Source organism: Indioceanicola profundi, from assembly GCF_003568845.1.
Classification (GTDB): domain Bacteria; phylum Pseudomonadota; class Alphaproteobacteria; order Azospirillales; family Azospirillaceae; genus Indioceanicola; species Indioceanicola profundi.
The window spans coordinates 3,092,921-3,104,666 of the sequence record NZ_CP030126.1; the positions used below are offsets into that span (position 1 = coordinate 3,092,921).

The window sequence follows — 11,746 nt, forward strand, 5'->3', positions numbered from 1 at the left end:
GAAAACCCTCTCCCGCAAGGGGAGAGGGGAATGGGCGAGGGGCCTTCCCCGCGTTCAAGCTCAATGCATCGATGCGTCGAAGCCGAACCACTGCTCGGCCATCTGGCGGATGGTGCCGTCCTCCTTCATGGCGGCGATGGTGTCGTTCAGGGCGGCGAGCAGGCGCGGCTCGTCCTTGCGGACGGCGATGCCGATACCCTGGCCGAAGACGCCGCCGTCGAAGCCCGGCCCGATATAGCCCGCATTCTGGCCCGCCGGGCTGTTCAGGAAGGGCGACCAGGCCACGGCGTCCGCAAGCCCGGCGTCGATGCGGCCGGCGGACAGGTCCAGGGCCAGATTCTCCTGCGTGTCGTAGCGGCGGATGCTCACCACGTCGCCCAGGTAGGTGTCCAGAAAATTGGCGTGGATGGTGGCGACCTGCACGCCCACCGTCTTGCCCTTCAGCGCTTCCTTCATCTGGTCGATGGCGGTCTGCTCCACCGGGTCGATGACGGTCAGGTTCACCCGCTCCAGCCCGGTGTCGAGCTGGTGCAGCGGGCTGTCGTTCAGCGCCACGAAATAGCCCGGCGTGGTGGCGTAGCCGGTGGTGAAGTCCACCACCTGCTGCCGCTCCGTCGTGATCGACATGCCGGCCATGATGGCGTCATAGCGCCCGGCCTGGAGGCCGGGAATGATGCCGTCCCAGTTCTGGGCCGTGATCTGGCACGCCACCTCCAGGCGGCGGCAGATCTCGTTCGCCAGATCGATCTCGAACCCGATCAGCTTTCCACTGGGATCGGTCATGTTGTAGGGCGGGTAGGCGCCTTCCGTCGCGATGCGGAGCGGATCGGGCACGGGCGTGTCCACCCCCGCCTGTCCGCTCGGCTGGTCGTCACCGCACCCGGCCAGCGCCAAGGTGGCGGCCAGCGCCAGCGCCGCGGCGATCCTCTTCTTCATTCCATACCCTTTCCCTGCTCGAAGTCCCCGTTCCGGCGGGGGTCGTTGAACTTGATGCGTCCGGATTTTCCGTTCCGCCGCCGCCCATGGTCAAGGCCCGCGGGGCGCGGCATTGCGCCTACACCCGCGCTTCGCGCATCAGGAATTGGCGGCAGCGTTCAGAGGCGGGATTGTTGAACACCGCCTCGGGCGTTCCTTCCTCTTCCACCCGGCCCTGGTGCAGGAAGACCACCTTGCTGGCGACCTCACGGGCGAAGGCCATCTCGTGGGTCACGATCAGCATGGTGTTGCCTTCCTCCGCCAGATCGCGGATGACGCGCAGCACCTCGCCCACCAGCTCGGGGTCCAGCGCGCTGGTCGGCTCGTCGAACAGCATCACCTTCGGCTCCATCGCCAGCATGCGGGCGATGGCGGCGCGCTGCTGCTGCCCGCCGGAAAGCTGCTGGGGATAGGCGTTCCGCTTCTCCGCCAGCCCGACCTTGGCCAGCAGCATCTCCGCCCGCGCCACGGCCTCCGCCCTGGGCTGCTTCAGCACATGCACCGGCGCTTCGATCACGTTTTCCAGCACGGTCATGTGGGTCCAGAGATTGAAGCTCTGGAACACCATGCCGAGCCGGCGGCGGATGCTGTCGACCTGGGCGCGATCGGCGGGCCTGGCCTTGCCGTCCTTGGCTGGCTGCATCCGGATCAGCTCGCCGGTGATCCAGACCTTGCCGCTGTCCGGCACCTCCAGCAGGTTGATGCAGCGCAGGAAGGTGCTCTTCCCCGATCCGGATGAGCCGATCAGGGCGACCACGTCCCCCTCCCGCGCCGTCAGCGAAATGCCTTTCAGCACCTCCAGCTCACCGAAGCTCTTGTGCAGATCCTCGACCAGGATGGCGGGGGTTTCGTCGGATGTGAGCAGGGACATGGGGGCGGGGCAGGGACGCGGCTGTGGGGGCATGACCCGGCAAGCTATCCCGCCAAGCGTCTGCAAGCAAAGCCATTTGCGCGCGGCGGAGATTCCCCAGGTGCGAACGGGCGTGGTATCCTGCGCCGGCTTCCGACCGCCAGGGCATGAGAGAGATGAGCGGCATCCAGCCGGGTCCAAACCGCAGCACGCATTTCCTGTTCGAACACAAGGTCTTTACCGTCGAAGGATGCCGGTTCGTCCTCTCCCGCTCCACGGAGGAGCCGGTGATGATGTTGAAACTGGGCAAGCTCGATGCGGAAGTGCCGGTCGAGCGGCTGTACGGCGAGTTCAAGATCGACCCCAAGGGCTTCGACGGCCAGCTTCTGAAAATGGTGGTCAACGGGCTGAACTATGTGCGCGAAATCCGGCCCGGCGACACGATCCCCAATGAGCTGATCGACGGCACGGCGAGCTGGCGGGTGGATGAGCGCCACTATCTGATCGCCAAAGGGCGGTTGACGGTGCAGCTCGTGACCTGGCTGACCGGGGGCGAGACGGTGATCTCCAGCCCGGCGGAGCTCGAGCAGATCGTCGAGGACCCGACCACCAAGGCCCGCGTCAACGAAGCCTTCCGCGTCATCGCGGACAAGCTGGCCATCAGCGGCGACCCGGAGGTGGTGGTGGAGCAGCGGATCGAGACGCTGGCGAAGGAGCTGGCCTTTATCGAGGCGCTGCGGGAACGCATGGGCCAGCTCGCGGTGATCCGCCGCGGGCTGGAAGCCGCCCACCGCATCTATAAGAATGAGCGCACGGTGCGGGAGGAGATCGTGCGCATGCAGTCCCTGTCCCTGCCGCCGATCACCGACCTGGAGGGCCGCTTCGCCCAGGTGGACGCCCAGACCGGCGAAATCCTGGCGATGCTGAACAAGTTCGAACAGAACGTCAGCTATATCCGGGAGATGCGGGACGATCTGCACCAGTCCCTGATGCCCTGGGACGAGCTGCTGGACGGCTGGCAGGAGGTGGCGCTGGACAAGGGGCCGGCGCTGGAGGCGTTGCTGAAGAAGACCTATCAGCACCTTGCCCGCAAATACAGCCAAGCCAGCCACTGGCGTCTGGCGAACCGCGCCGCGCCACGCTGACATTTGCGGCGCAGACACCATTCGATACCGGGCAACGTAGGTCGGTCACGCGCAGCGTGGCCGACAACCATCCGGGCCATTCGGTGCTGTTCTTCCTGTGGGGAGAGCTTGTCTGGGTTTTGGAAAGGATGAATAGGATGAATGGGATGGCGCGCTGGACCGGCGGAGCCAATTCTGTATCACCAGCCCGCACCGGCGGATGAGATGCTCTCCCTCATCCTATCCATCCTATTCATCCTTTCCTGATTCCAGACCGTCTGCCGGAGCCTGCGCGTGCAGAGTCGAATGGATGGGCTGGTGACATCTCGAAAGATGAAAATGATGAAGAGGATGAAAATGATGGTGCGGGGCCATTCGGCTTCCGCCTCAGCTCCTGCCCGGTCTTGAGCACTGCTTGCGGCGCTCCCGGTCCATCATTTTCATCCTTTCCATCTTTTTCATCATTCATGATGTCTCGGACCTCGATGCCGAAGCGCAGACACTCCTGTCGGCTACGCTGCGCGTGACTGACCTACTCCGGACATAGGTCCGTAGCGGCCCCGCCGCCTGGGCTCGTACACCGCAGAGCCGTAGGTCGGTCACGCGTAGCGTGGCCGACAGCCATCCGAGCCGTTCGACGCTTTTCTCCCTATGGGAAGAGCCGGTCTGGGTTTTGGGAAAGGATGAATAGGATGGATGGGATAACGGAGTGCTCATCATCCGTCAGTGCAGGCTGATGGCTGAGGACTGGCTCCGCCGGTCCAGCGCGCCATCCCATTCATCCTATTCATCCTTGCCAGATAACCAACCATCCCTCACGGCCTGCGCGAACAGCGCCCAATGGCCGGGCCAGTGACATCTAGAAAGATGAAAATGATGAAGAGGATGAAAATGATGAAGCCGGTCCATTCGGCTACAGATCAGCCCTGCCCGGTCTTGATCACCGCCTGCGGCGCGGCCGGTCGATCATCTTCATCCTTCCTATCCTTTTCATCCTTCTAAATGTCTCGGACCCCAATGCCTGACATCGCAAAGCCGGCTTCCCGGCCGCCGCCTTACCCCTGCGGCAGCGCGTCGAGCTGGCGTTTCAGCTCGGCATGGTCGGGACTGGCTTCCGGGATGATGCCCAGCAGCTTGGTCCACAGCTCCCGCGCCCTGCCGGATTCGCCGCGCCGGGCGGCGTCGGCCCCCAGATAGTAGAGCGCCTGCGGGTTGGCGGGGTCGAGTTCCAGCACTTTTGCAAGGGCGTCGATGAAGCCCTGGGCCGGAACCTCCGCCCCGTCCGCGGCATCCGCCTCCGCCAGGGCGCGGGCGTAATCCAGCCAGATGTCGGTGCGGTCGGGCGCAGCCTCTGTCGCCCGGCGCAGGGCCTCCGCGGCCGCTGCCGGTTCGCCCAGCACGCCGCGGGCGCGGGCGAGGCGACGCCAGCCCTCCGCATCGCCGGGATTCTCCTCCAGCCGGGCCTGCAGCCCCTCGACCATGGAGCGGATGACGGCCTGCTGCTCCTCCGGCGGAAGATTTGCCATCTCCTGCATCTGCTCCGGCGTCAGCAGGGGGGCCGCATTGCCGCCGTTGTCCGTGGGCGTGCCGGCCTGGGGCTGGCCGGCGCCGACGGGGGGCAGGGGGTCCGGCGTGGCCTCTACCGGGTCGATGCCGACCTGGGTGGCGACATCGTGGATGCGCTGGCGCAGCAGCGGCACCCAGGGCGCGTCGGCCGGGCTGCGGCGCATCAGCTCCGCCCAGCGGCCGATCGCGCCTTGCGGATCGCCGGCCTGCTGCCGCGCCAGCCCCAGATAGAAGGCGGCGCGGGGGTTGCCGGCATCCTGTTCCTGCACCGCCTCGAAGGCGCGCAACGCCTCCTCGCCCACAATGCCGTCATTGGCCATGACCAGCGCCTCGGCGAAGCTGGACACCAGTTCCGGATCGCCCTGGGACAGGCCGGCGGCCTTGCGATAAGCCTCCGCCGCCTCCTCATGCCGGCCCATGGCGGCATAGGTCTGGGCGGCCAGGGTCCAGCCCTGAAGGTCGTTCGGGTCCTCCTGGAGCTTCTGTTCCAGCTTGGCGAGCGCGTCCAGCACCTGCGGCGGCACCGGCGGGCGCTGGGCCTGCTGCTGGGCGAAGGGGACGGAGGGCAGCTCCGGCCGGCCGATCTGGATATAGATCAGCAGTGCCGCCAGCGGTAACAGCACGACCATGCCCACGGCCAGCTTATGGCTGGGGCCGGTGGCCGGTGCGGCTCCATCCCCGCCGGCCCTGTCGGCGGTGGCCAGCAGGCGGCGGCCCACCTCGGCGCGGGCGGCCTTGGCCTGCTCCGGCGTCAGCACGCCGCGCTGGAGGTCGCGCTCGATCTCCTCCACCTGATCCTTGTAGACCTTGCGGGCATAGTCGGCGGGGCCGGTCTGATCGACCGGCGGGCGCAGCAGGGGGCGCAGCAGGAGCAGCAGCACGATGGCGGTCAGAACCGCCGCCCCGATCCAGAAACCGATCATAGCCGTGCCGTATCCCCGGTATTGCCCGCGTGGCCGCGGTTGTTCTCGTCATCACCGCCGGCCATCATCGCCTCCAGCCGCCTCTCCTCATCCGCGGTCAGCGGAGCGGCGGCGGTGGTCTCCACCTCCCGCCGACGGCGGTGCAGGTAGAAGGCGGAACCGGCGCCGGCCAGCACCAGCACCACGGCCGGCCCGAACCAGAGCGCCCAGGTCTCCGGCTTCACCGGCGGGCGCAGCAGCACGAAGTCGCCATAACGGGCGTGGATATAGTCCAGCGCCTCCTCATTGCTGTCGCCGGCCGTCAGCCGCTCCCGCACCAGCACGCGCAGGTCGCGGGCCAGCGGGGCGTTGCTGTCGTCGATGGACTGGTTCTGGCAGACCAGGCAGCGCAGCTCTTTAGAAATCTCCCGCGCCCGCGCCTCCAGCGCCGGATCGGCCAGCCTCTCATCGGGCATCACGGCCAGCGCGGGTGCGGCCAGCGTCAAAGCGAGGAGCAGGGGGATCAGGCGCTTCACTTCTGCAGCTCCCGGATCAGCGGGAGGATCTTCTCATCCAGGTCGAAGGGCATCAGCGGGCCGACATGGCGGTAGCGGATGCGGCCTTCCGCATCGACGATGTAGGTCTCCGGCACGCCATAGACGCCCCATTCGATGCCGATGCGCCCGTCCAGGTCTGCGCCGATGCGCTGGTAGGGGTTGCCGAGCTGGGCCAGGAAGCGCTGGCTGTCCTGCGGCTTGTCCTTGTAGGCGATGCCGTGGATCGTCACCCCCTCCTCCTTGGCCAGGCGCATCAGCAGGGGATGCTCGATCCGGCAGGGGGCGCACCAGCTCGCGAAGACATTGACCAACTGCACCCCGCCCTTCAGGTCGGCGGTGGCCAGACCCTGGCCGTTCTCCTGCACCGGCGGCAGCTCGAATTGCGGCACCGGCTGGTCGATCAGGGCGGAGGGCAGCTCCGACGGGTCGCGGGTCAGGCCCACGGCGAAATAGCCCACCAGCACCAGGAACAGTGCGAAGGGAACGAACAGGATCAGGCGGGGCATCGGTTCTTCTTGGTCCTTGCGATCACTCCGCCGGCTGCGCGGCGGCGGCCGGGGCTTTGGCGGCGCGGCGCACCGGCACGCCCAGACGGAAGCGGCGGTCGGACAGGCTGACGAGGCCGCCGAGCACCATGACGATGGCGCCGAACCAGATCCAGGGCACCAGCGGGTGGTGGTAGATGCGCACCACCCAACCCTCGCCCTGCTCGCTGCGGTCGCCCAGCACGGCATAAAGGTCGGAGTAGAAGGTGGTGTGGATGGCGGCCTCGGTGGTTTCCATGCGGGCCACCGGGTACCAGCGCTGCTCCGGATGGAGCCGCGCCACGAAGTCGCCGCCGCTGGAGACCAGGAAGGTGCCGGTCTCGGTGGTGTAGTTGTCCACCCGCCCGCTCTCCACCTTCTCCAGCGTGAATTCGTAGCCGGCGACGCTGGCCGTGTCGCCGATATTCATGACCCGGATATCCTCGGTCAGCCAGGCGCTGGTGCCGACCATGCCGGCGATGGCGATGCCCAGCCCGGCATGGGACAGGGTGGTGCCCCAGGCGCCGCGCGGCAGGCCCTTTGCCCGGTCCCAGCTCTGCCCCAGCGGGATGCGGAACAGCTTCACCCGGTCCGCCAGTTCGGCCACCGCGCCGAAGAAGGCCCAGGCGGCCATGGCGATGCCGACCAGCGCCATCACCGGCTTCACCCCGTTGATGTAGAGCGCCCAGAGCACGCAGACCACGGTGACCAGCGCCGCGAATTTCAGCCGGCCCAGCGCGCCCGCCAGATCGCCCCGCTTCCAGGCCAGCAGCGGCCCCACCGCCATCACGGCCACCAGCGGGATCATCAGCGGCACGAATGTGGCGTTGAAGAAGGGCGCCCCGACGGAGATCTTCTGCCCCGTCATGGAATCCAGCAGCAGCGGATAGAGCGTGCCGATCAGCACCACGGCGCAGGCGACGGAGAGCAGCAGGTTGTTCAGCACCAGCGCGCCCTCGCGGCTGACCGGGGCGAAGAGCCCGCCGACCTTCAGCGAACTGGCCCGCATGGCGTAGAGCAGCAGCCCGCCGCCGGTGGCGAGCAGCAGCAGGATCAGGATGGCGACGCCGCGCTCCGGGTCCACCGCGAAGGCGTGGACGGAGGTCAGCACGCCGGAGCGCACCAGGAAGGTGCCCACCAGCGACAGGGTGAAGGTCAGGATGGCCAGCAGAACGGTCCAGGTCTTCAGCGCATCGCGCTTTTCCACCACGATGGCGGAATGCAGCAGCGCCGTGCCCGCCAGCCAGGGCAGCAGGGAGGCGTTCTCCACCGGGTCCCAGAACCACCAGCCGCCCCAGCCCAGCTCGTAATAGGCCCACCAGCTTCCCATGCCGATGCCCAGCGTCAGGGACGACCAGGCCACCAGGGTCCAGGGCCGCACCCAGCGCCCCCAGGCGGGATCGACCCGCCCCTCGATCAGGGCGGCGGCGGCGAAGCTGAAGGCCAGGCTGAAGCCCACATAGCCCAGATAGAGAAAGGGCGGATGGAAGGCGAGGCCGGGGTCCTGGAGCAGGGGGTTCAGGTCGTTGCCGTCGGCCGGGACGGGGAAGACACGGATGAAGGGGTTGCTGGTGGCCAGCATGAAGATCAGGAAGCCCACCCCGATCATTCCCTGCACGCCCAGCACCCTGGCCTTCAGGCTGGGCGGCAGGTTGCCGCCGAACCAGGCCACCGCCGCCCCGAACAGGGCCAGCATCAGCACCCAGAGGACCAGCGAGCCCTCATGGTTTCCCCAGACGCCGCTGACCTTGTACAGCATCGGCTTGGCCGAATGGCTGTTCTGGACCACGTTCAGCACGCTGAAGTCGGAGACCACATAGGCGTAGGTCAGCGCCGCGAAGGCGGTGCCCACCATCAGAAGCTGCCCATAGGCGGCGGTCCGCCCCAGCTCCATCCAGGCCGCATTGCCGCGCGCGGCCCCGATCATGGGCACGCTGGACTGCACGATCGCCAGCAGCAGCGCCAGCACCAGGGCGTAATGGCCGATCTCGGGGATCATGGACGCAAAACCTCTTTTGTCCTCGGCACGCCTGGAACGCGGCGCTTGATGGATTCATCCTTCGGCGGCTCGGGATGAGGGGCGGGATACGGCCTTCTAAATCCCATTCCAGACCGTTCCACCCACACCGTCATCCCGGCTTTCGCCGGGATGACGGTGAGAAACGGAAGCAACCTGCCTGGATGTCCAGGAGTCCCCCGCACTCCCCCGGACCTGCTTATTCTGCCTCCGGCGCATACACGGCACGGCCCGGCGGTTCCGGGCGGAACTCGCCGGCGCGTTTCAGGGCGTCGGCTACCTCCGGCGGCATGTAGGTCTCGTCGTGGCGGGCCAGCACCTCGCGCGCCTGGAACACGCCGTCGGCCAGCTTGCCCTCGGCGATCACGCCCTGGCCCTCGCGGAACAGGTCGGGCAGCACGCCGGTATAGGTGACGGGAACGGTCTGGACCGTGTCGGTGACCCGGAAGGCGATGGTCATGCCGCCATCCAGCTTCTGGATCGAGCCCTCCTCCACCAGCCCGCCCAGCCGGACGGAGCGGTCGCCCGGCGGGTTGGAGACCAGGTCGCTGGGGCTGAAGAAGAACACGATGTTCTCCTCGAACGCCGACAGCGTCAGGGCGGTGGCGGTGCCGAGGCCCAGCAGCGCCAGGCCCAGTATGTACATGCGGCGCTTCTTGCGGGTCATGGTGCGGCCTCCTGCGCCGGGGCGGCGGTGCGGGCGCGGCGGCGCCGACGCTCACCCTGCGCGGCTTCCAGCGCCGTCAGGACCTGCTCGTTGGCGCGCAAGGACCGGATGGAGGCCAGCAGCAGCCCGACCAGGATCAGGGCTGCCAGCCCGTAGCTGGTCCAGATGTAGACGGCATAGCCGCCCATGGCGAAGAACTCGGTCATCCCTCGGGCCTTCCACTCTCCCTTCCGCACAGGTGGGGCGTTCTGCGCGGATGTTTAGATATCGCGACCACCCGCCGCACGGGGGCCTTGCGGCACCGCTTCCCTATTCCGCCGCCACCGCCTCGGCGGAGGTGGCGCTGGCGGCCTGGGTCAGGCGCAGGGCCTGGATGCGGCGCGCCGCCAGTTCCGCCCGCATGCGCAGGATCACGGTGACCACGAACCACGCCTTGAAGGCGAGGGCCATGACGAACAGGGGCCACAGCATCTCCCCCGAGATGGTGGGGCCGTCCATGCGGATCACGCTGGCCGGCTGGTGCAGCGTATTCCACCATTCCACCGAGAACTTGATGATCGGCACGTTCACCACCCCCACCAGCAGCAGGATGCTGCCGGCCTTGTTCCCGCGGGTGGGATCGTCGAACGCATTCACCAGCGCCATGTAGCCGAGATAGAGGAAGAACAGGATCAGCACGCTGGTCAGGCGGGCATCCCACACCCACCAGGTGCCCCACATCGGCTCCCCCCACAGGGACCCGGTGGCGAGGCACAGCGCCGTGAAGCCGGCCCCCAGCGGGGCGGCGGCGCGGGCATAGACTTCCGCCAGCGGATGCTTCCAGACCAGGGCGGCGGCCCCGGCGGCGGCCATGGTGGTGTAGACGAACAGGCTCATCCACGCGGCGGGCACATGGACGTACATGATCCGCACCGTGTCCCCCTGCTGGTAGTCCGGCGGGGAAGTCACCAAGGCCATCCACAGGCCGGCGGCGAAGCAGACAAGCGTGAGGCCCACCGCCCAGGGGAAGACCAGGGCAGCGAGGCGCAGGAAACGGGCGGGGTTCGCGAATCGGTGCATAGCGGAGCTTATTTAGCATGCCCGCCCGCCCTTTCCCACGGGCACCAAAGACGCATAGGGCGAATTGATCCAGATCAGGGAATGGATCGGCGGGAAAACCGTGCGGTTGGGGAAGGGTGGGGTGATCCTTCGACAGGCTCAGGATGAATCGGGAAGCTCACACCCTGAAGCCTGCCCCCACTCCTCACGTCACCTTGCCCCTGGCCTGGAACCGCTCCTCCTGCCATTCACCGCTCCGCACCACCTCCGCCAGATGGCGGGAGGCGTCCCAGACGTCCACGTAGCGCAGATAGAGCGGCGTGAAGCCGAAGCGCAGCACGTCCGGCGCGCGGAAATCCCCGATCACCCCGCGGGCGATCAGGGCCTGGACCATGGCATGGCCCTGCGGATGGGTCAGGCTGACCTGACTGCCGCGCAGGCTTCCGTCGCGCGGGGACAGCAGGCCGAAGGCGTCGGGGCACATCTGCCCGACCAGTTGGATGAACAGATCGCCCATCCGCACCGACTTGGCCCGGACCTGCGCCATGTCGGCCTCCGCCATGATGCGCACCCCTTCCTCCAGCGCCGCGAGGCCGAGGATGGAGGGGGTGCCGCAGAGATGGCGGGTGATGCCGGGGGCGGGGGCGTAATCGTCGCGGAAGTCGAAGGGGGCGGCATGGCCCATCCAGCCGGACAAGGGCGGCCGCACGGCATCCTGATGCCGGCGGGCGACATAGAGGAAGGCGGGCGCGCCCGGTCCGCCATTCAGATACTTGTATCCGCAGCCCACCGCCAGATCGGCGTTGCAGCGATTCAGCTCCACATCCAACGCCCCGGCGCTGTGCGACAGGTCCCACAGGGTCAGCGCACCCGCCCGGTGCGCCGCCGCGGTCAGGCCCGCCATGTCGTGCACCCGGCCGGTCTTGTAATGCACATGGGTCAGCAGCAGCAGGGCAACCTCGTCCGTCAATGCCTCCGCCAGCCGCTCCCGCTCCGCCAGCCGCACCTCCACCTGACCGTCCAGCATCTCCGCCAGCCCTTGCAGGATGTAGAGGTCGGTGGGGAAATTGCCGGGTTCGGACAGGATCACCCGCCGGCCGGGCCGCAGCCTCACCGCCGCGGCCGCCAGCTTGAAGAGGTTGACGGAGGTGCTGTCGGCGGCCACCACCTCATCCGGCTCCGCCCCGACGATGCCGGCGATCAGCCCGCCCACCCGCTGGGGCAGGTCGATCCAGCCCGCGCTGTTCCAGGAGCGGATCAGGTCCATGCCCCATTCCCGCTGCACCACATCGGCCAGCCGCGCCGCCGTCGCCTTGGGGAGCACGCCCAGCGAGTTGCCGTCCAGATAGATGACACCCTCCGGCAGGCTGAACCGGCTGCGGAACCCGGCCAGCGGATCGTCACGGTCCAGGGCTTCCAGATCGGCGCGGGTCAAGGTCATGGGCGGAATCCTGCGGAACGGGGAAGAGGGCGGAGCATAGGCGGGCACGGATGGGGATGGTCAAGGACTACGGAAAACGTAACCA

Annotated in this window: 11 protein-coding genes; 1 reads left to right on the top strand and 10 read right to left on the bottom strand. The window is 67.7% G+C overall.

Annotation, left to right across the window (positions count from 1 at the left end; genetic code table 11):
• Positions 1 to 60: 60 nt before the first annotated feature.
• A complete protein-coding gene (locus DOL89_RS14820; RefSeq protein ID WP_119679842.1) occupies positions 61 to 936 on the bottom strand; it encodes a transporter substrate-binding domain-containing protein in 876 nt (291 codons plus the stop codon).
• Between the two features lie 118 nt (positions 937 to 1,054).
• Complete coding sequence (locus DOL89_RS14825; RefSeq protein WP_449768884.1) at positions 1,055 to 1,879, bottom strand: ABC transporter ATP-binding protein; 825 nt, start codon at positions 1,877 to 1,879, stop codon at positions 1,055 to 1,057.
• Positions 1,880 to 2,001: 122 nt separating this feature from the next.
• Between DOL89_RS14825 and DOL89_RS14830 the strand changes: the two genes are divergently transcribed.
• Complete coding sequence (locus DOL89_RS14830) at positions 2,002 to 2,970, top strand: hypothetical protein (protein WP_119679844.1); 969 nt, start codon at positions 2,002 to 2,004, stop codon at positions 2,968 to 2,970.
• Between the two features lie 1,034 nt (positions 2,971 to 4,004).
• Here the strand turns inward: DOL89_RS14830 and ccmI are convergent.
• The 8 genes from ccmI to kynU all read right to left on the bottom strand — a co-directional run bounded on the left by ccmI (position 4,005) and on the right by kynU (position 11,661).
• Positions 4,005 to 5,438, bottom strand: coding sequence for a c-type cytochrome biogenesis protein CcmI (ccmI, locus tag DOL89_RS14835; RefSeq protein ID WP_119679845.1), 1,434 nt, complete (start codon positions 5,436 to 5,438; stop codon positions 4,005 to 4,007).
• On the bottom strand, positions 5,435 to 5,953 hold the full coding sequence (locus DOL89_RS14840; protein WP_119679846.1) for a cytochrome c-type biogenesis protein: 519 nt from the start codon (positions 5,951 to 5,953) through the stop codon (positions 5,435 to 5,437). The genes ccmI and DOL89_RS14840 overlap by 4 nt, the downstream gene beginning before the upstream one ends.
• Positions 5,950 to 6,480 carry a DsbE family thiol:disulfide interchange protein gene (locus DOL89_RS14845; protein WP_119679847.1) on the bottom strand — a complete coding sequence of 177 codons (531 nt, stop codon included), beginning with the start codon at positions 6,478 to 6,480 and terminating at the stop codon, positions 5,950 to 5,952. The genes DOL89_RS14840 and DOL89_RS14845 overlap by 4 nt, the downstream gene beginning before the upstream one ends.
• Before the next feature lie 22 nt (positions 6,481 to 6,502).
• Positions 6,503 to 8,497 carry a heme lyase CcmF/NrfE family subunit gene (locus DOL89_RS14850; RefSeq protein ID WP_119679848.1) on the bottom strand — a complete coding sequence of 665 codons (1,995 nt, stop codon included), beginning with the start codon at positions 8,495 to 8,497 and terminating at the stop codon, positions 6,503 to 6,505.
• Between the two features lie 217 nt (positions 8,498 to 8,714).
• Positions 8,715 to 9,182, bottom strand: coding sequence for a cytochrome c maturation protein CcmE (ccmE, locus tag DOL89_RS14855; protein WP_119679849.1), 468 nt, complete (start codon positions 9,180 to 9,182; stop codon positions 8,715 to 8,717).
• Entirely contained in the window at positions 9,179 to 9,388 is a 210-nt protein-coding gene (gene ccmD, locus DOL89_RS14860; protein WP_119679850.1) for a heme exporter protein CcmD, read from the bottom strand. The genes ccmE and ccmD overlap by 4 nt, the downstream gene beginning before the upstream one ends.
• Positions 9,389 to 9,491: 103 nt before the next feature.
• Positions 9,492 to 10,241 (bottom strand): heme ABC transporter permease, encoded by a 750-nt coding sequence (locus tag DOL89_RS14865; protein WP_119679851.1) that lies wholly within the window; start codon positions 10,239 to 10,241, stop codon positions 9,492 to 9,494.
• 184 nt (positions 10,242 to 10,425) lie between these two features.
• Complete coding sequence (gene kynU / locus DOL89_RS14870) at positions 10,426 to 11,661, bottom strand: kynureninase (protein ID WP_205574596.1); 1,236 nt, start codon at positions 11,659 to 11,661, stop codon at positions 10,426 to 10,428.
• Positions 11,662 to 11,746: the final 85 nt, after the last annotated feature.

Coding starts and splice junctions, on each gene's coding strand:
- ccmE (WP_119679849.1), bottom strand. CDS start 9,182: ATGACCCGCAAGAAGCGCCGCATGTACATACTGGGCCTGGCGCTGCTG.
- DOL89_RS14850 (WP_119679848.1), bottom strand. CDS start 8,497: ATGATCCCCGAGATCGGCCATTACGCCCTGGTGCTGGCGCTGCTGCTG.
- DOL89_RS14825 (WP_449768884.1), bottom strand. CDS start 1,879: ATGCCCCCACAGCCGCGTCCCTGCCCCGCCCCCATGTCCCTGCTCACA.
- DOL89_RS14820 (WP_119679842.1), bottom strand. CDS start 936: ATGAAGAAGAGGATCGCCGCGGCGCTGGCGCTGGCCGCCACCTTGGCG.
- kynU (WP_205574596.1), bottom strand. CDS start 11,661: ATGACCTTGACCCGCGCCGATCTGGAAGCCCTGGACCGTGACGATCCG.
- DOL89_RS14865 (WP_119679851.1), bottom strand. CDS start 10,241: ATGCACCGATTCGCGAACCCCGCCCGTTTCCTGCGCCTCGCTGCCCTG.
- DOL89_RS14845 (WP_119679847.1), bottom strand. CDS start 6,480: ATGCCCCGCCTGATCCTGTTCGTTCCCTTCGCACTGTTCCTGGTGCTG.
- ccmI (WP_119679845.1), bottom strand. CDS start 5,438: ATGATCGGTTTCTGGATCGGGGCGGCGGTTCTGACCGCCATCGTGCTG.
- DOL89_RS14830 (WP_119679844.1), top strand. CDS start 2,002: ATGAGCGGCATCCAGCCGGGTCCAAACCGCAGCACGCATTTCCTGTTC.
- ccmD (WP_119679850.1), bottom strand. CDS start 9,388: ATGACCGAGTTCTTCGCCATGGGCGGCTATGCCGTCTACATCTGGACC.